The following is a 22250-nucleotide window of genomic DNA, read 5'->3' as shown; positions in this document are numbered from 1 at the left end:
GGGCCGATTATGCACCTGAGTCAACGTGACGGCGCGCTGGATCTGCTCAAGTGGTTAGCGCTTGCAAGCATGCTGCTCGATCATCTGCGATATGTCGGGATCAGCGTCGATTGGCTTTACGTGCCGGGGCGGCTGGCGTTTGCGTGGTTCTGTCTGGCGATGGCGGCGAATCTTGCCCGTGATGGTGTGCGCAAGACCGAATGGCGCTATCTGGGGTGGTTGCTGTTGTTCAGTGCCATCAGCGAAATCCCCTATCGGCTGTACATTCCGGATCCCGACACCTTGAACGTGATGCCGACGCTGGCGCTGGGTTTGCTGGTGGCGCGGGGCTGGCAGGATGGAGCGTTGGTTTCGCGACTGCTCGGCGCCGCGAGTCTGCTGCTCGCCGCGCTGTTCTCGGAGCGACTGATGTTCGGTTTGTTCGGGGTGTTATTGCCGTTGGCGATGCTGCTGGTGATTCGTCGTCAATGGTATTTCAACCTGTTGCCGGGGCTGGTGTGTCTGGCGGCGAATCAGTGGCGGGTGCTTTTCGAGTCGGCGCAATTGGGCAATGAAGTAGCGATCTTCGGCCTTATCACTTGTCTGATTGCGCCACTGCTTGGCCTGTTTCTGTTGCGACAGACCCGGTCGCTTCATCCGCCACCCATGCGACGCTGGGCTTACGCCCTCTATCCTGCGCATTTTCTTCTGCTGCTCGCCATTCGTGCGGCCTACACATAACCCCTGTGGGAGCGGGCTTGCTCGCGAAAGCGTTGTATCTGACGGCATTGGTGTCGACTGACACTGCGCCTTCGCGAGCAAGCCCGCTCCCACAGGGGGGCTGTGCAGGTTTGAGGATAGTGTTTTCAACGACATTTCCCGCCATGTCGTAAACGCACCTTTGCGTGGCGTCCGTAGGCATTTGAGCTGTCTGCGCCGGTCATACCATCGCATCAAAGGGCACGCCGGTGCCTGACCGAGACGAATGGCGCACCGCCGCCGCTGGGAGAGACGCGATGTTCAGCAAGCAAGACCAGATCCAGGGTTACGACGATGCACTGCTGGCGGCGATGAATGCCGAGGAGCAACGTCAGGAAGATCACATCGAGCTGATCGCGTCGGAGAACTACACCAGCAAACGCGTGATGCAAGCCCAGGGCAGCGGCCTCACCAACAAGTACGCCGAAGGTTATCCGGGCAAGCGCTACTACGGCGGCTGCGAGCATGTGGATAAAGTCGAAGCGCTGGCCATCGAACGCGCCAAGCAACTGTTTGGCGCTGATTACGCCAACGTCCAGCCGCACTCCGGTTCCTCGGCCAACAGCGCCGTTTATCTGGCTTTGATCCAGCCGGGCGACACCATTCTGGGCATGAGCCTGGCCCACGGCGGTCACCTGACCCACGGCGCCAAAGTGTCGTCCTCGGGCAAGCTGTACAACGCCGTGCAGTACGGCATCGACACCAAGACCGGTTTGATCGATTACGACGAAGTCGAGCGCTTGGCCGTTGAGTGCCAGCCGAAGATGATCGTGGCCGGTTTCTCCGCTTACTCCAAGACCCTGGATTTCCCGCGTTTCCGCCAGATCGCCGACAAGGTCGGGGCGCTGTTGTTTGTCGACATGGCCCACGTCGCCGGTCTGGTTGCCGCTGGCCTGTACCCGAACCCGCTGCCGTACGCTGACGTGGTCACCACCACCACGCACAAAACCCTGCGCGGTCCGCGTGGCGGCCTGATCCTGGCCAAGTCCAACGAAGAGATCGAGAAGAAGCTCAACTCTGCGGTGTTCCCCGGCGCCCAGGGCGGCCCGCTGATGCACGTCATCGCCGGTAAAGCCGTGTGCTTCAAGGAAGCGCTGGAGCCGGGCTTCAAGGCTTATCAGCAGCAAGTGATCGACAACGCCCAGGCGATGGCGAGCGTATTTATCAAACGTGGCTACGATGTAGTGTCCGGCGGCACCGACAATCATCTGTTTCTGGTCAGCCTGATCCGTCAGGGCCTGACCGGCAAAGACGCCGACGCCGCCCTCGGCCGTGCCCACATCACCGTCAACAAGAACGCCGTGCCGAACGACCCGCAGTCGCCGTTTGTCACCTCGGGCCTGCGCATCGGCACCCCGGCGGTGACCACGCGCGGCTTCAAGGTGACTCAGTGTGTAACGCTGGCCGGCTGGATCTGCGACATCCTCGACAACCTCGGCGATGCCGACGTCGAGGCCAATGTCGCCCAGCAGGTTGCGGCCCTGTGAGATGTATTAGTTGTTTATGTGTGTTATTTATGGTGTATATGTCTTTGGTAGGCTGTTCTGGACTAAATGACTATGCAACGCTATTCGGGCTACGGCCTCTTCAAACACTCCCTCAGCCACCACGAAAACTGGCAGCGCATGTGGCGCACGCCCACGCCGAAAAAGGTTTACGACGTGGTCATCGTCGGCGGCGGCGGGCACGGTCTGGCGACGGCCTACTATCTGGCGAAAGAGCACGGCATCACCAACGTGGCCGTGGTCGAAAAAGGCTGGCTGGGCGGCGGTAACACCGCGCGCAACACCACCATCGTGCGCTCCAACTACCTGTGGGACGAGTCGGCGCACCTGTACGAACATGCGATGAAATTGTGGGAAGGTCTGTCGCAAGACCTGAACTACAACGTGATGTTCTCCCAGCGTGGCGTCTACAACCTGTGCCACACCCTGCAGGACATCCGCGATTCCGAACGTCGGGTCAGCGCCAACCGCCTCAACGGCGTCGATGGCGAACTGCTCAACGCCAAGCAAGTGGCTGACGAGATTCCGTACCTCGACTGCACGAAAAACACGCGCTACCCGGTGCTGGGCGCGACCGTCCAGCGTCGCGGCGGCGTCGCCCGTCACGATGCCGTGGCCTGGGGCTTTGCCCGTGCCGCCGACGCCCTCGGTGTGGACTTGATCCAGCAGACCGAAGTGATCGGCTTTCGCAAGGAAAACGGCGTGTGCATCGGCGTCGAAACCAACAAAGGCTTCATCGGCGCCAAGCGTGTCGGCGTGGTGACGGCCGGTAATTCCGGACACATGGCGAAACTGGCCGGTTTCCGTCTGCCGATCGAATCCCACCCGCTGCAAGCGCTGGTGTCCGAGCCGATCAAACCGATTATCGACAGCGTGATCATGTCCAACGCCGTACACGGTTACATCAGCCAGTCCGACAAGGGCGATCTGGTAATCGGCGCCGGTATCGACGGCTACAACGGCTACGGCCAGCGTGGTTCGTACCCGGTGATCGAGCACACCATTCAAGCCATCGTCGAGATGTTCCCGGTGCTGTCGCGGGTGCGCATGAACCGCCAGTGGGGCGGCATCGTCGACACCACCCCGGACGCCTGCCCGATCATTTCGAAAACCCCGGTACCGAACATGTTCTTCAACTGCGGTTGGGGCACCGGTGGCTTCAAGGCCACACCTGGCTCGGGCAACGTGTTTGCCGCGAGCCTGGCCAAGGGTGAAATGCACCCATTGGCTGCACCGTTTTCCATCGACCGTTTCCACAACGGCGCACTCATCGACGAACACGGCGCTGCTGCCGTCGCCCACTAACAGGAGAAATCCCCATGTTGCATATCTTCTGTCCTCACTGCGGCGAACTGCGCTCCGAAGAGGAATTCCACGCATCCGGTCAGGCGCACATCCCGCGCCCGCTCGATCCGGCCAACTGCTCGGATGAGGAGTGGGGCGACTACATGTTTTTCCGCGATAACCCGCGCGGTCTGCACCATGAGTTGTGGGATCACGTCGCCGGTTGCCGCCAGTATTTCAACGCCACCCGCGACACCGTGACCTACGAGATTCTCGAAACCTACAAGATCGGCACCAAGCCGCAATTCACTGACAAGGCTGACCCTGCAAAAACAGCCACGACGGCGCTGGGAGAGAAGGTATGAGCCAGACCAATCGCCTGTCCAATGGTGGACGGATCGACCGCAACAAAGTGCTGAGCTTCACCTTCAACGGTCAGACCTATAAAGGCTTCGAGGGTGACTCGCTGGCCGCTGCGCTGATCGCCAATGGCGTCGACATCATTGGCCGCAGCTTCAAGTATTCGCGTCCACGGGGCATTTTCGCTGCCGGTGCCGAAGAGCCAAACGCCGTGCTGCAGATCGGTGCGACCGAAGCCACGCAGATCCCCAACGTGCGCGCCACACAACAGGCGCTGTATCAGGGCCTGGTCGCCACCAGCACCAACGGTTGGCCCAACGTCAACAACGACATGATGGGGATTCTCGGCAAGGTCGGCGGCAAGCTGATGCCACCGGGTTTCTACTACAAAACCTTCATGTACCCGCAATCGTTCTGGATGACGTACGAGAAGTACATCCGTAAGGCTGCCGGTTTGGGCCGTTCGCCGACCGAAGTCGATCCGGACACCTACGACTACATGAACCAGCACTGCGACGTGCTGATCGTCGGCGCTGGCCCTGCGGGTCTGGCCGCTGCATTGGCGGCTGCGCGCAGTGGTGCTCGGGTGATTCTGGCTGACGAGCAGGAAGAGTTCGGCGGCAGCCTGCTCGATTCCCGCGAAAGCCTGGACGGCAAGCCGGCGATGGATTGGGTTGCCAGCGTCATCGCTGAACTGAAGGACACCCCGGACGTGCTGCTGTTGCCGCGCGCCACGGTCAACGGTTACCACGACCACAACTTCCTGACCATTCACGAACGCCTCACCGATCACCTCGGTGACCGCGCGCCAATCGGCCAGGTGCGTCAGCGCATCCACCGCGTTCGTGCCAAGCGTGTGGTGCTGGCGACCGGCGCTTGCGAGCGTCCGCTGGTCTACGGCAACAACGACGTGCCGGGCAACATGCTCGCCGGTGCGGTCTCGACTTACGTGCGCCGTTACGGCGTGGCGCCGGGCAAGAAATTGGTGCTGTCGACCAACAACGATCACGCCTATCGCGTGGCGCTGGATTGGCTCGACGCCAGCCTGCAAGTGGTGGCTATCGCCGATGCCCGCAGCAATCCGCGCGGTGCGCTGGTGGAAGAAGCCCGCGCCAAAGGCATCCGCATCCTCACCGGCAGTGCCGTGATCGAGGCCCGTGGCAGCAAGCGCGTGACCGCTGCCCGCGTCGCCGCGATTGATGTCAAGGCGCACGCCGTGACCAGCCCGGGCGAATGGCTCGACTGCGATGTGGTCGCCAGTTCCGGCGGTTACAGCCCGGTGGTTCACTTGGCCTCGCACCTGGGCGGCAAGCCGACCTGGCGCGAAGACATCCTCGGTTTCATACCGGGCGAAGCACCGCAGAAACGCGTGTGCGTCGGTGGCATCAACGGCGTTTACGGTCTCGGCGATTCGCTGGCCGATGGTTTTGAAGGTGGCGTGCGCGCTGCCAGTGAAGCCGGTTTCGCGGCGGTCGAAGGCACGCTGCCCAAAGCCCTGAGCCGTCTCGAAGAGCCGACGCTGGCACTGTTCCAGGTGCCGCATGAGAAGGGCACGGCCCGTGCGCCGAAGCAATTCGTCGACCTGCAAAACGACGTCACCGCCGCCGCCATCGAACTGGCGACCCGCGAAGGTTTCGAGTCGGTCGAGCACGTCAAACGCTACACCGCGCTGGGCTTCGGCACCGATCAGGGCAAGCTCGGCAACGTCAACGGTCTGGCCATCGCCGCCCGTTCGCTGAATGTGACCATCCCGCAGATGGGCACCACGATGTTCCGCCCGAACTACACGCCGGTGACCTTCGGCGCCGTGGCCGGTCGTCACTGTGGGCACATCTTTGAACCAGTTCGCTATACCGCACTGCATGCGTGGCATGTGAAGAGCGGCGCCGAGTTCGAAGACGTCGGTCAGTGGAAGCGCCCTTGGTACTTCCCGAAAAACGGTGAAGACCTGCATGCAGCGGTGAAGCGCGAATGCAAAGCCGTGCGCGACAGCGTCGGCCTGCTCGACGCCTCGACCCTGGGCAAAATCGACATTCAAGGCCCGGATGCCCGCGAGTTCCTCAACCGCGTCTACACCAACGCCTGGACCAAGCTCGACGTGGGCAAGGCCCGTTACGGTTTGATGTGCAAAGAAGACGGCATGGTCTTCGACGACGGGGTGACGGCTTGCCTGGCCGACAACCACTTTGTCATGACCACCACCACCGGCGGCGCCGCGCGCGTGCTGCAATGGCTGGAGCTGTACCACCAGACCGAATGGCCGGACATGAAGGTCTACTTCACTTCCGTCACCGACCACTGGGCGACCATGACCCTGTCCGGCCCGAACAGCCGCAAGCTGCTCAGTGCCGTGACCGACATCGATCTGAGCAACGAAGGGTTTCCGTTCATGACCTGGAAAGAAGGTCTGGTCGGTGGTGTGCCGGCGCGGGTGTTCCGTATCTCGTTCACCGGTGAGCTGTCATACGAAGTCAACGTGCAGGCCGACTATGCGATGGGCGTGCTGGAGAAAATCGTCGAGGCCGGCAAACCGTACAACCTGACCCCGTACGGCACTGAAACCATGCACGTTCTGCGCGCCGAGAAAGGTTTCATCATCGTCGGCCAGGACACTGACGGCTCGATGACCCCGGACGACCTGAACATGGGCTGGTGCGTCGGTCGCACCAAACCGTTCTCGTGGATCGGTCAGCGCGGCATGAACCGTGAAGACTGCGTGCGTGATCAGCGCAAACAGTTGGTGGGCCTGAAACCGATCGACCCGAATGTGTGGCTGCCGGAAGGTGCGCAGTTGGTGTTCAACACCAAACAAGCGATCCCGATGACCATGGTCGGCCACGTGACCTCCAGTTATGCACACAACTCCCTCGGTTATTCGTTTGCCATGGGTGTGGTCAAGGGCGGTCTGAAGCGCATGGGCGAGCGGGTGTTTGCACCGCTGGCTGATGGCAGCGTGATCGAGGCGGAGATTGTGTCTTCGGTGTTCTTCGATCCGAAGGGTGATCGGCAGAATATTTGATGGTTCGGATCCTGTGGGGTGTCAGTGGGTGTGATTCGTCTGATCGATTCGCGAGCAAGCCCGCTCCCACAGGTATCGAATCGTTAATGGAATTTGTGTCAGGCATCAGTCCCCTGTGGGAGCGGGCTTGCTCGCGAAGGCGGCAGTCCAGCCACCACAAGGGCCGGACCAACAGAATTGATATAGGTGCTTTATGACCACAGCCAACGTGTACCAACAACGCCCGACCACCGGTGCCCGTGCCGAGTCGTCGCTGCATCATGCCGACCTCGCCAGCCTGGTCGGCAAGGGCCGCAAGAACGCCGGCGTGATCGTGCGTGAGAAAAAACTCCTCGGCCACCTGACCCTTCGTGGCGATGGCCACGATGCTGCTTTCGCCGCCGGTGTGCACAAAGCCCTGGGCATCGAATTGCCCGGCGCCCTGAGCGTCATCGTCAAAGGTGAAACCAGTCTGCAATGGATGGGCCCGGATGAATGGCTGCTGATCGTGCCCAGCGGTGAAGAGTTCGCTGCCGAGCAAAAGCTGCGTGAAGCGCTGGGCGATCTGCACATCGCCATCGTCAACGTCAGCGGCGGCCAGCAAGTGCTCGAACTGAGCGGTCCGAATGTGCGTCAGGTCCTGATGAAATCCACCAGCTACGACGTGCATCCGAATAACTTCCCGGTCGGTAAAGCGGTCGGCACGGTGTTCGCCAAATCGCAGTTGATGATCCGTCATACCGCTGAAGACACCTGGGAACTGCTGATCCGCCGCAGCTTTTCGGATTACTGGTGGTTGTGGTTGCAGGATGCATCGGCCGAGTACGGCCTCAGCGTCCAAGCCTAGGAGACAAAACGATGAGCCGCGCCCCAGACACATGGATTCTGACCGCCGACTGCCCCAGCGTTCTCGGCACTGTGGACGCGGTGACGCGTTTTCTGTTCGAGCAGGGTTGCTACGTCACCGAGCACCATTCCTTCGATGACCGGCTCTCGGGCCGCTTTTTCATTCGCGTGGAATTCCGCCAGCCTGACGGTTTCGACGAACAATCCTTTCGCGCCGGCCTCGGCGAGCGTGGTCAGGCCTTCGGCATGATCTTCGAGCTCACCGCGCCGAACTACCGGCCAAAAGTGGTGATCATGGTCTCCAAGGCCGATCACTGTCTTAACGACTTGCTCTACCGCCAGCGTATCGGCCAGTTGTCGATGGACGTGGCGGCGGTGGTGTCCAATCACCCGGACCTCAAGCCGTTGGCCGACTGGCACCAGATTCCCTACTACCATTTCCCCCTCGACCCCAACGACAAGCCGTCGCAGGAGCGTCAGGTGTGGCAGGTGATCGAAGAGTCCGGCGCTGAGCTGGTGATCCTCGCCCGCTACATGCAGGTACTGTCGCCGGAGTTGTGCCGCAAGCTTGATGGCAAGGCGATCAACATTCATCACTCGCTGCTGCCGGGCTTCAAGGGCGCCAAGCCGTATCACCAGGCCTATAACAAAGGCGTGAAACTGGTGGGGGCGACGGCGCATTACATCAATAACGATCTGGATGAAGGGCCGATCATCGCCCAGGGCGTCGAGGCGGTGGATCACAGTCATTACCCGGAAGATCTGATTGCCAAGGGGCGGGATATCGAGGGCCTGACGTTGGCCCGGGCCGTTGGTTATCACATTGAGCGCAGGGTGTTTCTCAACGCCAATCGCACGGTCGTTCTCTAAATCGCCATCGCTGGCAAGCCAGCTCCCACAGGGATTTGTGTCGTATACAAAATCTGAATCCAGCCCGAATCCTGTGGGAGCTGGCTTGCCAGCGATGAGGCCATAACAGGCAACACAACAATCAGCATCTGTACCCGAGCACTTAACGCGCTGCCTGCCTGGGCAGCGCGGTTCCATAAAAACAACAGCGAGGTGAAAGCATGTCTGGCAATCGTGGTGTGGTGTATCTCGGCGCTGGCAAGGTCGAAGTACAGAAAATCGACTATCCGAAAATGCAGGACCCGCGCGGTCGCAAGATCGAGCACGGGGTCATTCTCAAAGTGGTTTCCACCAACATCTGCGGCTCCGACCAGCACATGGTGCGCGGCCGTACCACGGCGCAGACCGGTTTGGTGCTGGGCCACGAGATCACCGGTGAGGTGATCGAAAAAGGCTCCGACGTCGAAAACCTGAAAATCGGTGATCTGGTTTCCGTACCGTTCAACGTGGCTTGCGGGCGCTGCCGTTCCTGCAAAGAGCAACACACGGGCGTCTGCCTGACCGTCAACCCGGCCCGTGCCGGCGGCGCCTATGGCTATGTCGACATGGGCGACTGGACCGGTGGCCAGGCCGAATACGTGCTGGTGCCGTACGCCGACTTCAACCTGCTGAAACTGCCGGATCGCGACAAAGCCATGGAGAAAATCCGTGACCTGACCTGCCTCTCCGACATTCTGCCGACCGGTTATCACGGCGCAGTCACTGCCGGCGTTGGCCCGGGCAGCACCGTTTACATTGCCGGCGCCGGCCCGGTGGGTCTGGCCGCTGCCGCTTCGGCACGTTTGCTGGGCGCTGCGGTGGTGATCGTCGGTGACGTCAACACCATCCGCCTGGCCCACGCCAAGGCGCAGGGTTTCGAAATCGTCGACCTGTCCAAAGACACGCCGCTGCACGAACAGATCGCCGCACTGCTGGGCGAACCGGAAGTCGATTGCGCGGTGGACTGCGTCGGCTTTGAAGCACGCGGCCACGGCCATGACGGCGTGAAATCCGAAGCGCCGGCCACCGTACTCAACTCGCTGATGGGCGTGGTGCGCGTAGCGGGCAAGATCGGTATTCCCGGTCTGTACGTCACCGAAGATCCGGGCGCCGTGGACGCTGCCGCGAAAATGGGCAGCCTGAGCATCCGCTTCGGTCTGGGGTGGGCCAAATCCCACAGCTTCCACACCGGCCAGACCCCGGTGATGAAGTACAACCGCCAACTGATGCAGGCGATCATGTGGGACCGCATCAACATTGCCGAAGTGGTCGGCGTGCAAGTCATCAGCCTTGATCAGGCGCCGGAAGGGTACGGCGAGTTCGATGCCGGCGTGCCGAAGAAGTTTGTGATTGATCCGCACAAGTTGTTTAGTGCGGCGTAACGCTTAACCAAGATGAAAAAACGGCACCGATAAAGGTGCCGTTTCTGTTTGGTTTTTTATGACCATGGATCATTCAAGGCGAACTGCGGCTGCTTGCATTCCTCTTTGTCCCGTCACGGCTAAGAATGAAACCGTTTGCCCTTCTTTGAGAGTTTTATCTCCTTTCATCTCAATAGCCGAGAAATGGACATAAAGTTCATCGCCGCCGCCACTTGGAGTAATGAAACCAAAGCCTTTTTCGTCGTTAAACCATTTGACCGTACCGGTTTCTCTGACTGACATGCCCGTGATTCCTATTTGATAAATCGGTTAAACATTAGATTGAGTCATTCAAAGGTCTAAAAAGTTTAGGTAGCGGCCAATGCCCCTTGATAGAGAACCGGCCTAGTCGGATGCCCGGTCTACAATCCTGCTTTGGGCTCAAGGCTTACCGTCACCTACGACCTTCTGCACCCGGTCTCGTCGAGTCAGGGCAGGCGCTCGGCATGGACTTTGAAATGACCGCGCCGAACTACCGGCGAAAAGTGGTGATCATGGTGTCCTTGGCCGATCACTGCCTCAACGACCTGCTCTGTCGCTCGCGCACCGACCAGTTGTTGATGTACGTCGCGGCGGCGGTGTCCAACCATCCGGATCTCAAGCTTGGGAAGGGCAGCCATGGGCTGCCTTTTTTTGTTGTAGATGCTTAACCTTGCGTACGTTATTTGAACTCGCACTTTTTAACGTCACCGTCTTTGGTGGCGCAATCATCGCCTTGCCAATTGCCACCGTCGCCGGCAGTTGGTTTTCCCGTTGGCCAGACGAGCGATGCCCCAATATCCGATTTCATTTTGCCGTCTTCGAACTGGCAGACGACTCTGGCGTCATTGCTGTCTTTATCCTTGATGCGTGCCGCAGTAAATTTGAGCGCTTGCACAGCACTCTCGCTGGTGCTCGCAGGGTCAACGTCGACAGTCAGCTTCTTGGTCGGTCCACTCACCTCAAATGTGCCATCATTTTTCTTCGTGAAAGAACTGGCAGGCGGACAGGTACTCGCATAGGCAGTAGTCGAGAGAGCCAAAGCAATCAAAGCGCCAGCGGTAAGTTTTTTCAACATGTTGTGTACTCCGTTACATTTCGTGGAGTGCCAATTGTTCAAGCACCCCATGAATTTTTCTACTGTCAGATCTGACAGGTTTATAGTTCATTTTGAAATATCGATTCGCATGGCTTGCAACTAAAGGACTTAAAAAATCGCAGCCTTCGCCAGCGCCTACACAATCCAAGGCGCTGCCGAAGGCTGAAATCTTTTGATCTTGGCAATTAGAGGGCTGCCAAAGCACCCTGATAAAGCACCGGCCCCGTCGGCTGCCCGGTCGGCGAACCACCCTTGGGCTCCAGACTCACCGCCAGCGCTATCGGCTTGCCGATCAACACCTTCTGCGCCTCGCTCAACTCAACCTTGCCTTTGCCTCCCGCCGGGATCACCCCCAGCGAGATCGGTTTGCCATCGGCCGCAATTGCCCACAGTTCCAGGCTGCGATCCGCATCAATTGCCGCCAATGTCAGCGGTTCGACTTGCAGGTAATCGGCATGCGCCTGGACCTTCAACGCCGGTTGCGCGTCGGCGCTCAGAAGGGTCGCGGTGTAGCGGGTGTCGTCGCGGTTGTACAGGGAGCCGAGCAATACCAACACGACCAGTGAACTGGCTGCGGCAGTGACGCGCAGCCAGTTCCAGAACGGCCGCTTCTCGGGTACATGCAGCACTTGTGGCTCGATCCGCGCGGTGATGCCGTGCCACACGCGGTCAGGCACCGGATGTTCCGGCAGCGCTTCGGTCAAAGAAACCAGGCTTTCCTGCCATTGCGCCAGTTCAGCCCGCAGTGCCGCGTCATCGAGCAGCAACTGTTCAAAACGTCGCCGCGCCGCCGAGCCCATCAAACCAATGGCGTAATCGGCGGCGAGGGCGCGGCGCAGGGCTGGGGTCTGGTAGTTCATGATTCAAGGCACCGGCGCAGGCGTTCCATGCCACGGCGAATCCACGATTTCACCGTGCCCAGCGGCGTGGCCAGGTGTTCGGCCAGCTCCGTGCAGGACAAACCCTGAAAATAGGCGACGCTGATCGACTGACGTTGCATGCCGTCGAGGCTGTCCAGGCAGCGGTTCAAGGCGTGAGCTTCGCGGGCGCTGCTCAATTGGTCGTGTGCTGAAGGACTTTCGTCCGCCAGCGCGTCCTGTTCGACATCGCTCAGCGGCCGGTCGCGGTGTTTGCGCAACTGGTCGATGGCTTGGTTGCGAGTGATGTTGATCATCCAGGTCATCGGCGCCGACAGGTGCGCTTCGTAGCGCGAGGCGTTGTTCCAGATGCGCACGAAGCTTTCCTGCAGCACCTCTTCCGCCAGATCGGTGCGGCCCATAAACCGCAGGGCCACGCCGTGCAGGCGCGGGCCGACGCTGCGGTACAGGGTTTCGAAGGCGCGACGGTCGCCCAGTGAACACTGGGCCAACAGGTGTCGCAACTGATCGGTGTCGGCGAGGGAAATGACGTCTCTCCAGGCAAAGGTTCGGCGACGAGGGTGAATATCGGGCTGTTCACAGGCTAGTTCAGCGACAGCGGTTATGCCATTCATCGCGATCATTCCAGGGGTTTCACGATCTGTATACGTGGCTATGCTGAAAATGGATGCGCTGGCTTGGAACATGCCGGCGGATGCCCGGTCAAATCGGCAGTTTTACCGTTCATTGACGGGCGGTTTTCACAGCGCAAGAGGATGTCTGAATGAAGATTTCACGCGGTATTGCCATGGCTTCGCTGATGACCCTTGCGGCCAGCCCGGTGTTTGCCGGTTTCAGCCTGGACGATGTGACCAAGGCCGCTTCGAGCATGCAGGGCGGCAATGCTGCCACCGCCGCTGCGCCGACCTCGGAAACGGCCGGTTTGCTGCAAGCCGTCACTGGTCTGGGGGTTACCCCTCAGCAAGCCGTCGGCGGCACGAGCGCCATGCTTGGCTTGGCCAAGAACCAATTGAGCAGCACCGATTATTCGCAGTTGGCCAAAGAAGTGCCGGGCATCGACAAGCTGTCGGGCGGTAGCGGCAACCTGGCGGCGTTGAGCGGGTTGCTGGGCTCGTCGGGCAAGTCAGCCGGTCTGGAAAACGCACTGGGCAACGTCAAGAACACCAGCGATCTGAACAACGCCTTCGGCGCCTTGGGCATGGACAGCGGGATGATCGGCCAGTTTGCCCCGGTGCTCCTCAAATACCTCGGTGATCAAGGTGTCGGTGGCCCGCTCCTGCAGAGCCTGGGCAGCATCTGGGGCGCGGGCACCGGTAGCTGATTCAGCGGCGCGCGTTTTTCAGTTCGCCAATGCGCTGATCCTTCTCGTTCCAGAGTTGGTTGACCCAGCTCTGGACCTTCTGGCGAAACACCGGATCGTTTTCGTAATCGCCCTGCCACAGCGCCGGGTCGAGTTCGCGGGTCTTGATGTCGATGATCACCTTCGGCACGTTGCCGCTGATCAAGTCCCAGAAGCCCGGGATGTTTGGCTGTGGATAAACCACCGTCACATCGAGAATCGCATCCAGTTGCTCACCCAACGCCGCCAATACAAACGCCACGCCGCCTGCCTTGGGCTTGAGCAAATGCTTGAACGGTGATTGCTGCTGCGCACTTTTCGCGCAGGTGTAGCGAGTGCCTTCCAGATAATTCACCACGGTGACCGGTTGGCGCTTGAACAGCTCGCAGGCCTGCCTGGTGATTTCCAGATCCTTGCCCGCCAGTTGCGGGTGTTTCGCCAGAAACGCCTTGGTGTAGCGCTTCATGAACGGGTAATCCAGCGCCCACCACGCCAGCCCCAGGAACGGCACCCAGATCAGCTCTTTCTTGAGGAAAAACTTGAAGAACGGCGTGCGCCGGTTGAGCGTCTGGATCAGCGCCGGAATATCCACCCACGACTGATGGTTGCTGACCACCAGATAAGAGGTGTCACCGCGCAGATCGTCGCCGCCGCGAATGTCCCATTGGGTGGGGATGCACAGGCGGAAAATCAGCTTGTCGATCTCGGCCCAGGTCTCGGCGATCCACATCACCGCCCACGACGCGTAATCGCGCCAGCGGCCGGGCGCCACCAGTTTGAGCAGGGCAAAGACCATCAACGGCCCGATCAGGATCAGGGTGTTGAGCAACAGCAGCAGGGTGACGAAACAGCCGGTGAGCAGGCGGCGCATAAGCAACTCTATGACGTTGGATGGGCGCGCCATGATAAGCAGCTTCGGGCGGCAGGCCAAATTTGCGCTGACGAATGTTTCACTTTTGTACCGGTATTGTGCGGGTTAAATGTGTATCGACTGTTCTGGCCTCTTCGCGAGCAAGCCCGCTCTCACATTTTGAAATGCGTTCCGCTTGTGGGCGCGGGCTTGCTCGCGAAGGCCGGTCAAGGCGAACGAATTCTTCAATGAGTGTCTAAAATCTCGCGTCTGCCGCCCTCATTTTTCAAGGAAGCCCCTTACGTGAAATCCCTCCTTGCACTGTTTGCCCTCGTCGCCCTGCCGGTGATGGCCGCCGAGCCGACCCTGTACGGGCGCTACGAATACATTGCGCTGCCGGAAATCGGCGGTGAGGTGCTCAAGGCCAAAATGGACACCGGCGCGCTGACCGCCTCGCTGTCGGCCAAAGACATCGAGACCTTCACCCGCGACGGGGAGAACTGGGTGCGCTTCCGCCTCGCCACCAAGGACGCCAGCAACAAGGTCTACGAACACAAAGTCGCGCGGATCAGCAAGATCAAGAGCCGCTCGGATGAAGAGGACGAGGGCGACACCACTGAAGTCGCCAAGCGCCCGGTGGTCGATCTGGAACTGTGCCTGGGTGACGTCAAACGCACCGTGGAGGTCAACCTGACCGACCGCAGCAATTTCAACTATCCGCTGCTGATCGGTGCCAAGGCCTTGCGTGAGTTCGGCGCGGCGGTGAACCCGGCGCGGCGCTTCACTGCCGACAAGCCGGACTGCTAAGTGGTCTCATTGACGTAGCGTCAGGCTTGGGGCACCGTTCGCGCACCTAACCCACAGGCTCGGACGCCATGCCTCATATCCTGATTGTCGAAGACGAAGCGGCGATTGCCGACACGCTGATTTTTGCCTTGCAGGGCGAGGGGTTCACCACCACTTGGGTGAGCCTCGGCGCGGCGGCGCTGGAACATCAACGGCAGACGCCGGCGGATCTGCTCATCCTCGATATCGGTCTGCCGGACATCAGCGGTTTCGAGACCTGCAAACAGTTGCGGCGTTTCAGCGAAGTGCCGGTGCTGTTCCTCAGCGCCCGCGATGCCGAAATCGACCGTGTGGTGGGCCTGGAGATCGGCGCCGACGACTACGTGGTCAAGCCTTTCAGCCCAAGGGAAGTGGCGGCGCGGGTCCGGGCTATCCTTAAACGCATGGCGCCGCGCCCCATCATCGACGCCACGTCAGGGCTGTTTCGCATCGATCCGGAGCGTGTGCAGATCAGCTATCGCGGCCAGGCGCTGAGCCTGACCCGTCACGAATTCCGTCTGTTGCAATGCCTGCTTGAACAACCGGAGCGGGTGTTCAGCCGCGAGCAATTGCTCGATGCACTGGGCGTCGCGGCCGACGCCGGTTACGAGCGCAGCATCGACAGCCACATCAAAAGCGTGCGCGCCAAGTTGCGTCTGGTGCGGGCCGACGCCGAGCCGATCCAGACGCATCGCGGCCTCGGTTACAGCTACAGCCCGGGGCATAGCTGATGTCGTTGGGCCTGCGGATATTCCTGGTGTATGTGCTGTTTGTCGGCCTGACCGGCTATTTCGTGCTCAACACGGTGATGGAGGAGATCCGTCCCGGCGTGCGTCAGTCCACCGAAGAAACCCTGGTCGACACCGCCAACCTGCTGGCGGAAATCCTGCGCGACGATTTCAAGGCCGGCACCCTCAGCGAGAACCGCTGGCCCGAGTTGCTGCGCGCCTACGGCGAACGCCAACCGCGAGCGACGATCTGGGGGCTGCCGAAAAACCAGGTCAACCATCGCATTTACGTCACCGACGCCAAGGGCATCGTCGTGCTCGATTCCAGTGGTGTGGCGGTCGGTCAGGACTATTCGCGCTGGAACGACGTCTATCTGACGTTGCGTGGCGAGTACGGCGCACGCTCCAGCCGCAGCGATCCGGATGACCCCGCGTCCTCGGTGATGCACGTCGGCGCGCCGATCCGCGACAAGGGTCAGATCATTGGTGTGGTGACCGTCGCCAAGCCCAACAGCTCATTGCAACCTTATGTTGATCGCACCGAACGGCGCCTGCTGTTTTATGGTGCCGGGCTCATCGGCCTCGGTCTGTTGTTCGGCGCCTTGCTGTCGTGGTGGTTGAGCCGTGCGCTGCATCGTTTGACCGGTTACGCCCAGGCCGTCAGCGAAGGGCGGCGGATGGAAGTGCCGCACTATCGCGGTGGTGAGTTGGAGCAGCTTGCGACAGCGGTGGAGCAGATGCGCACGCAACTGGAAGGCAAGGCCTACGTCGAGCGTTACGTGCACACGCTGACCCATGAACTGAAAAGCCCCCTGGCGGCGATTCGTGGTGCGGCGGAGTTGCTGCAAGGTGAAATGCCCGCGGTTCAGCGAATGCGTTTTGTCAGCAACATCGACAGCGAAAGTGCGCGGATGCAGCAGTTGATCGAGCGGTTGCTCAATCTGGCGCAAGTTGAACAGCGTCAGGGGCTGGAAGAGCGCACTGCGGTGCCTCTGGCGGTGCTTGTGGATGAGTTGCTGCAAGGGCAGGCGGCGCGCATCGAGGGTAAACAGTTGCGCATTGAGCAGGCTGTGGCGGCGGATCTGCTGCTGATGGGTGAGCCCTTTCTGTTGCGTCAGGCGCTGGGCAATCTGCTGGAGAACGCGCTGGATTTCACGCCACTGCAGGGGTTGTTGCGCTTCAGCGCCGAGCGGGTGGGCGAGCAGGTTGAGTTTCGCTTGTTCAATGAAACGGCGCAGATTCCCGACTACGCCTTGCCTCGTTTGACCGAGCGGTTTTACTCGTTGCCTCGCCCTGACAGTGGGCGCAAGAGCACCGGGCTTGGGCTGAACTTTGTCGAAGAGGTCGTCAAATTACATGGTGGGTCGATGACCATCCGTAATGTTGAAAATGGCGTTGAAGTGACATTGCGCTTGCCTTAAGACCGAGTCGCTGCCGACGCGAGCAAGCTCGCGAAGGGGCCGGTGAAGTCTCCACACAATCTCCACATTCCCCCCACAAAACCCCCACACCCCCCAACCAGACTCTGCCGATCAAAACAGGGAGAGTCCCATGAACAAGAATCTGACCATAAAGCTCGGGGCGATTGCCCTGTTGATCCTGCTGTTGCTCATCCCTTTGCTGATGATTGACGGCATCATCGATGACCGCCAGCAACTGCGCGACGGGGTGCTGGAAGACATTGCCCGCAGTTCCAGTTACAGCCAGCAATTGAGCGGGCCGGTGATGGTGGTGCCGTATCGCAAAGTGATTCACAACTGGAAGATCAACGACAAGACCGAGCAGCGTTACGACGAACCAAGCGAAGAGCGTGGGCGTTTGTACTTCTTGCCCGAGCGCTTCGAACTCGATGGCCAGGTGCAAACCGAATTGCGTGCCCGGGGTATTTACGAGGCGCGGTTGTTCCATGCTGATAACCGCATCACCGGCAGTTTTTCGCTACCGGCGCAATTGGGCATCCAGGAAGATTTCAGCGATTACCAGTTCGATGCGCCGTTTCTCGCCGTGGGCATCAGCGACATTCGCGGCATCGAAAATGCGCTACAACTGGAACTCGACGGTCTGCGTCTGGACTTCGTGCCGGGTACTCAGGTGGGGTGGCTGGGTGAAGGTGTGCGGGTCACGTTGCCGTCGCTTGATACCAGCCAAACCACGGAGTTGGCGTTCGGTTTTGACCTGCGCCTGCAAGGTACCGGTTCGCTGCAAGTGCTGCCCGTGGGCAAGACCACCCGCGTCAACCTCAGCGCTAACTGGCCGCATCCAAGTTTTGTCGGCAACTTCTTGCCGGCCAAGCGTGAAATCACCGATGCCGGTTTCAATGCCGATTGGCAGACCACGTTCTTCTCCACCAACCTGCAAGACGCCATGAGTCGTTGTGTTGGCGGCAATGATTGCGAGGCATTCAACGGTCGCAGCTTTGGTGTGAGCTTCATCGATCCGGTGGATCAGTATTTGAAGAGTGACCGGGCGATCAAATATGCGCTGCTGTTCATTGTCCTGACGTTCGCCGGTTTCTTTCTGTTCGAAGTGCTCAAGAGCCTGGCAGTGCACCCGGTGCAATACGCGTTGGTGGGTGTGGCGCTGGCGTTTTTTTATCTGTTGCTGCTGTCGTTATCGGAGCACATCGGCTTTGCCCTGGCGTATCTGCTGTCGGCCAGTGGCTGCGTGTTGTTGATCGGGTTTTACGTCTGCCACGTCTTGCACAGCGTGCGACACGGTTTGTGTTTTTCGGCGGGATTGGCAGCGTTGTATGGCCTGCTTTACGGGTTGCTCAGCGCCGAGGATTACGCGCTGCTGATGGGCTCGCTGTTGCTGTTCGGCTTGCTCGGCGTGTTCATGGTGCTGACGCGCAAACTGGATTGGTACGGGATCGGTCAGAAGCCAGCCAAGCCACTGGAGTTTGACGTGGGGGCGATGCAATGAGCGGGTTGCGTGAGGATCAGCGAGAGGCAGAGGTGTTGGTGACGCTGATCTTTGCGTCGCTTCCGCCGGCACCGCGGTGGTGCCATCGCTGGCAAGCCACACACAGGACTTGCCTACCGAAATCCAGTGTGGGAGCGGGCTTGCTCGCGAAGAGGCCGGAACAAGCGCCGCCGATTTAAGGTTTGGGCAGGGTCGCGATCATGGATGGTCGCTGGCTCACTTCAACGAACCAGTTGGCCAATTGCGGATTGGCCTCGCGCCAGCCCATATCCGGGAAGCGCAGGTCGAGGTAACCCAGGGCACAGGCCACGCTGATCGCGGCAATGTCGAAATGGCTGGTCAGCTCGGCAATCGCATCACTTTCCAGCAGGGCCAGGGTGCGACGGATCTTGTCGCGCTGGGCCTCTATCCACTCGTCCCAGTGTTTTTCCGGAGCACGCAGCACCTGCTCGTAACGCACCATCACCGACGCATCCATGATCCCGTCGGCCATCGAGGCCAGGGTCAGACGCCGCCAGCGGGCCGAGCCGTCACGGGGGATCAACGGATTGCCGACGTGTTGGTGGTCGAGGTAGTCGAGGATCACGCGGCTGTCATGGATGACATTGCCGTCGGCCAGGCGCAGGGCCGGGATCTTGCCCAACGGATTGTCGGCGTTGAGCGCCGCATCAGGGCTGACCGGGCTGAGGACACAAGCTTGCAAGGCGACGCGATCCTGCTGGCCAGTTTCGTGCAGCATCACCATCACTTTGCGAACGAACGGGGAGAGCGTGTTGTGGAACAGGGTCATGCTGGGTGTGGACATGGGTGAACCTCGGTGGTCGGCGAAGAGCAGGAGGTTAGCCTATTCAGATGCGGCGTGGCTGGCGAGGGATGTGATGGGTGATGATCTAGAAGGACGGCACCTGCTGCCGTCGCTTCCACTGACTCAACCGCTGTTGAAGATTCAACGGGCTATCAATCTGCTGCCCCCGTGCTCGGCTGAAGAGAATCAACGCCAGCTCTGCCGTCGCCAGCGCATCGGCACTCGCGTTATGCCGCTCGAACACCTCAAGCTTGAACCAGTCGATCCACTCATCCAGCCCGGCCTCACGAATGTTCGCTTGCGGGCACACCATCGGCGCAATCTCGGCGACATCCAGAAACACATGCTGCAACTTGTGCCGCAGATGTTCCTTCAGTGCCCGCCCAAGCATGTGCTGATCGAACGGTGCATGGAACGCCAGCACGGGGCTGTCACCGGCAAACTCCATGAACGCCAGCAACGCCTCGGCCGGATCGCTGCCGGCGGCAATCGCGTTTGGCCCCAAACCGTGGATCAACACACTGGGACTGAGCTTCAGTTCACGACATTGCAGCGTGCGTTCGAACTGCTGGCTGAAATCGATCGCGCCGTCCTCGATCACCACGGCGCCAATCGATAACACCCGATCCTTGTTCAGGTTCAGCCCGGTGGTTTCCAGGTCCAGCACGACCCAGCGTTGCTCGCGCAGGCTGCATTCACTCAGCTCGCTGATCGCCGGCAGCTGCGCCAGGCGTTGCTGCAGATCCGCTGGCAGCGCCGCACTGGCCGGCCGCAGCCACGAGAACAGGCTCATAGCTGATACCGCAGGGTCAGGCTGCTTTGCAGGCGTTGAGCCTGGCGCAGGGATTCGCGCAGGATGCGCCGATCCAGATGATTGAGGCTGTCGGGGTCGACACGGTTGGAGTACGGCAGATTCTCGCGCGTCTGGATCTGATGCTGCTGCATGCGCGTTTGCTGAATGAAGTGATAAGCCTCTTCATACGCGGCGCCGTCGAGCGGTTCGATGACTTCTTTATCCACCAGTTGGCGGAAGCGTTCGAGGGTGTTGTTGGCGTCGATGCCGTTGGCCAGCGCGAGCAATCGTGCGCCGTCCACGAACGGCGTCAGGCCCTGGACCTTCAGATCCAGGGTGGCTTTCTCGCCGTTCTTGCGCGCCAGCACAAACTCGCGGAAACGCCCGACCGGCGGGCGATTGCGCAAGGCGTTGTCGGCCATCATGCGCTGGAACAAACGGTTGTCGCCGACCTGATCGAGCATCCCCCGGCGCAGTTGTGCACAACCCTGTTCATCGCCCCAGACCACGCGCAGATCGAAGTAAATGCTCGACCCGAGCAGATTCTCCGGCGTCGCCTCGCGAATGAATGCCGCGAACCGTCGCGCCCATTCTGCCCGGGACAAACACAGCTCAGGGTTGCCGGCCATGATGTTGCCCTTGCACAGCATGAAGCCGCATTGCGCCAGGCTCTGATTGATCTGCTGGGCAATTGGCAGCAACTTTGCGCGAATCTCTGCTGCATGCGCGGCATCGCGGGCGTCGAACAGAATGCCGTTGTCCTGATCGGTGTGCAGCGTTTGCTCGCGCCGGCCTTCGCTGCCGAAACACAGCCAACTGAACGGCACGCCCGGGTCGCCTTTTTCGGCGAGGGTCAGTTCGATCACGCGGCACACGGTGTGATCGTTGAGCAGGGTGATGATGTGGGTGATCTGGGTTGAAGAGGCACCGTGGGCGAGCATGCGCTCGACCAGTTGGCCGATCTCGCCGCGCAGGATCACCAATTGTTCGACCCGTTGCGCGCTGCGGATCGTGCGGGCCAGATGCACCAGATCGACCCGCTGCAAGGAAAACAGATCGCGCTCGGACACCACGCCGCACAGGCGCTGATCCTTGACCAGACAGACGTGGGCGATGTGCCGTTCGGTCATGGCAATGGCCGCATCGAAAGCGCTGTGGTTCGGCGAAAGATAGAAGGGCGCCTGGGTCATGTGGCGCTCGATGGCTTCGCCGAAATCGGCCACACCGTCGGCCACCACATGACGCAGGTCGCGCAGGGTGAAAATCCCCAGCGGCGCTTTGTGCTCATCCACCACGACGATGCTGCCGACCTGTTGCTCGTGCATCAGCTTCACCGCTGCCCGCAGCGGCATGTCGGGGCTGCACGTCACCGGGTGACGCATGGCCAGCTCACCGAGACGGGTGTTGAGCGAGTATTGCGTGCCGAGGGTTTCCACGGCTTTCTGCTGGACTTGCTGATTGACCTGATCGAGCAGGCTGCTGACCCCACGCAAGGCGAAGTCGCGGAAGGTATTGGAGAGGGCGAACAGTTTGATGAACGCCAGTTTGTTCAATTGCAGGCAGAAGGTGTCCTCGCCGGCCAAGTGCGCGGTGCGTGTCGCTCGCTCACCCAGCAACGCGGCCAAGGGAAAGCACTCGCCGGTGGTGATTTCAAAGGTGGTCTCGGTGCCTCCCTTGGCCGTGTGCGGGCGTTCGCCGACGACGCGGCCCTGCTTGACGATATAGAAGTGCTCGACCGGGCCATCGGCGGGTTTGATGATGCTCTCGCCCTGCCCGTAGAAACGCAGCTGACATTGCTCCACCAGATAAGCCAGGTGGGCGTGTTCCATTTGATTGAAGGGCGGGAAGCGCTGGAGAAACTGCAGGGTGCCCTGAATGTTCTGCAACACGGCGGTTTTCCCTGCCTGGGTGAAGGCGTCCGCTTTACTCATAACCATTACCGCAGTCTTTTTCGAATTGTTGTTGTCGGATCGTTGCCCCCATGGTCGGCCC

At 60.4% G+C, this 22250-nt stretch carries 21 protein-coding genes and 1 pseudogene; 14 read left to right on the top strand and 8 right to left on the bottom strand.

Going from position 1 to position 22250, the window contains the following annotated elements:
• Positions 1-9: 9 nt before the first annotated feature.
• The 8 genes from ACIOU6_RS03865 (at position 10) to fdhA (ending at position 10001) form a co-directional block, all read left to right on the top strand.
• Entirely contained in the window at positions 10-720 is a 711-nt protein-coding gene (locus tag ACIOU6_RS03865) for a TraX family protein (RefSeq protein ID WP_401133988.1), read from the top strand.
• 275 nt (positions 721-995) lie between these two features.
• Positions 996-2225: a serine hydroxymethyltransferase gene (gene glyA, locus ACIOU6_RS03860; protein WP_401133985.1), complete on the top strand. Its 1230-nt coding sequence runs from the start codon at positions 996-998 to the stop codon at positions 2223-2225.
• A gap of 72 nt (positions 2226-2297) precedes the next feature.
• Positions 2298-3548, top strand: a complete 1251-nt coding sequence (locus ACIOU6_RS03855) for a sarcosine oxidase subunit beta family protein (RefSeq protein ID WP_401133982.1) — start codon at positions 2298-2300, stop codon at positions 3546-3548.
• Positions 3549-3562: 14 nt separating this feature from the next.
• Positions 3563-3892 carry a sarcosine oxidase subunit delta gene (locus tag ACIOU6_RS03850; RefSeq protein ID WP_221731154.1) on the top strand — a complete coding sequence of 110 codons (330 nt, stop codon included), beginning with the start codon at positions 3563-3565 and terminating at the stop codon, positions 3890-3892.
• Positions 3889-6906: a sarcosine oxidase subunit alpha gene (locus ACIOU6_RS03845; RefSeq protein ID WP_221731153.1), complete on the top strand. Its 3018-nt coding sequence runs from the start codon at positions 3889-3891 to the stop codon at positions 6904-6906. The genes ACIOU6_RS03850 and ACIOU6_RS03845 overlap by 4 nt, the downstream gene beginning before the upstream one ends.
• Before the next feature lie 193 nt (positions 6907-7099).
• Entirely contained in the window at positions 7100-7732 is a 633-nt protein-coding gene (locus ACIOU6_RS03840; RefSeq protein ID WP_064589553.1) for a sarcosine oxidase subunit gamma, read from the top strand.
• Positions 7733-7743: 11 nt separating this feature from the next.
• Complete coding sequence (gene purU / locus ACIOU6_RS03835) at positions 7744-8601, top strand: formyltetrahydrofolate deformylase (RefSeq protein ID WP_221731152.1); 858 nt, start codon at positions 7744-7746, stop codon at positions 8599-8601.
• A gap of 200 nt (positions 8602-8801) precedes the next feature.
• Positions 8802-10001 carry a formaldehyde dehydrogenase, glutathione-independent gene (gene fdhA / locus ACIOU6_RS03830; RefSeq protein ID WP_042561444.1) on the top strand — a complete coding sequence of 400 codons (1200 nt, stop codon included), beginning with the start codon at positions 8802-8804 and terminating at the stop codon, positions 9999-10001.
• A gap of 69 nt (positions 10002-10070) precedes the next feature.
• Here fdhA and ACIOU6_RS03825 read toward each other — a convergent pair whose 3' ends face one another.
• Positions 10071-10283 carry a cold-shock protein gene (locus tag ACIOU6_RS03825; RefSeq protein ID WP_401133977.1) on the bottom strand — a complete coding sequence of 71 codons (213 nt, stop codon included), beginning with the start codon at positions 10281-10283 and terminating at the stop codon, positions 10071-10073.
• 173 nt (positions 10284-10456) lie between these two features.
• Here ACIOU6_RS03825 and ACIOU6_RS03820 point away from each other — a divergent pair.
• A pseudogene (locus tag ACIOU6_RS03820) lies at positions 10457-10675 on the top strand (formyltetrahydrofolate deformylase); the annotation flags it as partial.
• Between the two features lie 26 nt (positions 10676-10701).
• On the opposite strand, the gene ACIOU6_RS03815 reads toward ACIOU6_RS03820, so the two are convergent.
• The 3 genes from ACIOU6_RS03815 to ACIOU6_RS03805 all read right to left on the bottom strand — a co-directional run bounded on the left by ACIOU6_RS03815 (position 10702) and on the right by ACIOU6_RS03805 (position 12610).
• Positions 10702-11097, bottom strand: a complete 396-nt coding sequence (locus ACIOU6_RS03815) for a hypothetical protein (RefSeq protein WP_401133974.1) — start codon at positions 11095-11097, stop codon at positions 10702-10704.
• A 206-nt stretch (positions 11098-11303) separates the two neighbouring features.
• A complete protein-coding gene (locus ACIOU6_RS03810) occupies positions 11304-11978 on the bottom strand; it encodes an anti-sigma factor domain-containing protein (protein WP_401133971.1) in 675 nt (224 codons plus the stop codon).
• Positions 11975-12610 carry a sigma-70 family RNA polymerase sigma factor gene (locus ACIOU6_RS03805; protein ID WP_401133968.1) on the bottom strand — a complete coding sequence of 212 codons (636 nt, stop codon included), beginning with the start codon at positions 12608-12610 and terminating at the stop codon, positions 11975-11977. The genes ACIOU6_RS03810 and ACIOU6_RS03805 overlap by 4 nt, the downstream gene beginning before the upstream one ends.
• Before the next feature lie 149 nt (positions 12611-12759).
• On the opposite strand from ACIOU6_RS03805, the gene ACIOU6_RS03800 reads away from it, so the two are divergent.
• The gene (locus ACIOU6_RS03800) at positions 12760-13317 is read left to right on the top strand and encodes a DUF2780 domain-containing protein (RefSeq protein ID WP_221731148.1); all 558 of its coding nucleotides are present in this window, start codon (positions 12760-12762) and stop codon (positions 13315-13317) included.
• 1 nt (position 13318) lies between these two features.
• Here ACIOU6_RS03800 and ACIOU6_RS03795 read toward each other — a convergent pair whose 3' ends face one another.
• The gene (locus ACIOU6_RS03795) at positions 13319-14206 is read right to left on the bottom strand and encodes an acyltransferase (RefSeq protein ID WP_401133965.1); all 888 of its coding nucleotides are present in this window, start codon (positions 14204-14206) and stop codon (positions 13319-13321) included.
• A gap of 282 nt (positions 14207-14488) precedes the next feature.
• Between ACIOU6_RS03795 and ACIOU6_RS03790 the strand changes: the two genes are divergently transcribed.
• From ACIOU6_RS03790 to creD, 4 genes are all read left to right on the top strand, one after another.
• Positions 14489-14992 carry an ATP-dependent zinc protease gene (locus tag ACIOU6_RS03790; RefSeq protein ID WP_221731146.1) on the top strand — a complete coding sequence of 168 codons (504 nt, stop codon included), beginning with the start codon at positions 14489-14491 and terminating at the stop codon, positions 14990-14992.
• A gap of 68 nt (positions 14993-15060) precedes the next feature.
• Entirely contained in the window at positions 15061-15741 is a 681-nt protein-coding gene (gene creB, locus ACIOU6_RS03785) for a two-component system response regulator CreB (RefSeq protein WP_221731145.1), read from the top strand.
• Complete coding sequence (creC, locus tag ACIOU6_RS03780; protein WP_401133962.1) at positions 15741-17159, top strand: two-component system sensor histidine kinase CreC; 1419 nt, start codon at positions 15741-15743, stop codon at positions 17157-17159. The genes creB and creC overlap by 1 nt, the downstream gene beginning before the upstream one ends.
• Before the next feature lie 130 nt (positions 17160-17289).
• Positions 17290-18660, top strand: coding sequence for a cell envelope integrity protein CreD (creD, locus tag ACIOU6_RS03775; RefSeq protein ID WP_401133959.1), 1371 nt, complete (start codon positions 17290-17292; stop codon positions 18658-18660).
• A 175-nt stretch (positions 18661-18835) separates the two neighbouring features.
• On the opposite strand, the gene ACIOU6_RS03770 is transcribed toward creD, so the two are convergent.
• From ACIOU6_RS03770 to ACIOU6_RS03760, 3 genes are all read right to left on the bottom strand, one after another.
• Positions 18836-19465: a glutathione S-transferase gene (locus tag ACIOU6_RS03770; protein ID WP_401133956.1), complete on the bottom strand. Its 630-nt coding sequence runs from the start codon at positions 19463-19465 to the stop codon at positions 18836-18838.
• Positions 19466-19550: 85 nt separating this feature from the next.
• A complete protein-coding gene (locus ACIOU6_RS03765) occupies positions 19551-20258 on the bottom strand; it encodes a PolC-type DNA polymerase III (protein ID WP_221731141.1) in 708 nt (235 codons plus the stop codon).
• Entirely contained in the window at positions 20255-22195 is a 1941-nt protein-coding gene (locus ACIOU6_RS03760) for a putative nucleotidyltransferase substrate binding domain-containing protein (RefSeq protein WP_401133952.1), read from the bottom strand. Before ACIOU6_RS03760 ends, ACIOU6_RS03765 begins: the two co-directional genes overlap by 4 nt.
• Positions 22196-22250 lie beyond the last annotated feature (55 nt).

The organism is Pseudomonas sp. NPDC087615 (assembly GCF_044743445.1).
GTDB lineage: Bacteria > Pseudomonadota > Gammaproteobacteria > Pseudomonadales > Pseudomonadaceae > Aquipseudomonas > Aquipseudomonas baetica_A.
The sequence above is the reverse complement of the archived record's forward strand: the minus strand, read 5'-3'. Positions and strand labels throughout refer to the sequence as shown.

Bases quoted from the DNA above. Each gene is read 5' to 3' on its own strand.
- ACIOU6_RS03865 (WP_401133988.1), top strand. From the start codon at position 10: ATGCACCTGAGTCAACGTGACGGCGCGCTGGATCTGCTCAAGTGGTTA.
- glyA (WP_401133985.1), top strand. From the start codon at position 996: ATGTTCAGCAAGCAAGACCAGATCCAGGGTTACGACGATGCACTGCTG.
- ACIOU6_RS03855 (WP_401133982.1), top strand. From the start codon at position 2,298: ATGCAACGCTATTCGGGCTACGGCCTCTTCAAACACTCCCTCAGCCAC.
- ACIOU6_RS03850 (WP_221731154.1), top strand. From the start codon at position 3,563: ATGTTGCATATCTTCTGTCCTCACTGCGGCGAACTGCGCTCCGAAGAG.
- ACIOU6_RS03845 (WP_221731153.1), top strand. From the start codon at position 3,889: ATGAGCCAGACCAATCGCCTGTCCAATGGTGGACGGATCGACCGCAAC.
- ACIOU6_RS03840 (WP_064589553.1), top strand. From the start codon at position 7,100: ATGACCACAGCCAACGTGTACCAACAACGCCCGACCACCGGTGCCCGT.
- purU (WP_221731152.1), top strand. From the start codon at position 7,744: ATGAGCCGCGCCCCAGACACATGGATTCTGACCGCCGACTGCCCCAGC.
- fdhA (WP_042561444.1), top strand. From the start codon at position 8,802: ATGTCTGGCAATCGTGGTGTGGTGTATCTCGGCGCTGGCAAGGTCGAA.
- ACIOU6_RS03825 (WP_401133977.1), bottom strand. From the start codon at position 10,283: ATGTCAGTCAGAGAAACCGGTACGGTCAAATGGTTTAACGACGAAAAA.
- ACIOU6_RS03815 (WP_401133974.1), bottom strand. From the start codon at position 11,097: ATGTTGAAAAAACTTACCGCTGGCGCTTTGATTGCTTTGGCTCTCTCG.
- ACIOU6_RS03810 (WP_401133971.1), bottom strand. From the start codon at position 11,978: ATGAACTACCAGACCCCAGCCCTGCGCCGCGCCCTCGCCGCCGATTAC.
- ACIOU6_RS03805 (WP_401133968.1), bottom strand. From the start codon at position 12,610: ATGAATGGCATAACCGCTGTCGCTGAACTAGCCTGTGAACAGCCCGAT.
- ACIOU6_RS03800 (WP_221731148.1), top strand. From the start codon at position 12,760: ATGAAGATTTCACGCGGTATTGCCATGGCTTCGCTGATGACCCTTGCG.
- ACIOU6_RS03795 (WP_401133965.1), bottom strand. From the start codon at position 14,206: ATGCGCCGCCTGCTCACCGGCTGTTTCGTCACCCTGCTGCTGTTGCTC.
- creB (WP_221731145.1), top strand. From the start codon at position 15,061: ATGCCTCATATCCTGATTGTCGAAGACGAAGCGGCGATTGCCGACACG.
- creC (WP_401133962.1), top strand. From the start codon at position 15,741: ATGTCGTTGGGCCTGCGGATATTCCTGGTGTATGTGCTGTTTGTCGGC.
- creD (WP_401133959.1), top strand. From the start codon at position 17,290: ATGAACAAGAATCTGACCATAAAGCTCGGGGCGATTGCCCTGTTGATC.
- ACIOU6_RS03770 (WP_401133956.1), bottom strand. From the start codon at position 19,465: ATGTCCACACCCAGCATGACCCTGTTCCACAACACGCTCTCCCCGTTC.
- ACIOU6_RS03765 (WP_221731141.1), bottom strand. From the start codon at position 20,258: ATGAGCCTGTTCTCGTGGCTGCGGCCGGCCAGTGCGGCGCTGCCAGCG.
- ACIOU6_RS03760 (WP_401133952.1), bottom strand. From the start codon at position 22,195: ATGGTTATGAGTAAAGCGGACGCCTTCACCCAGGCAGGGAAAACCGCC.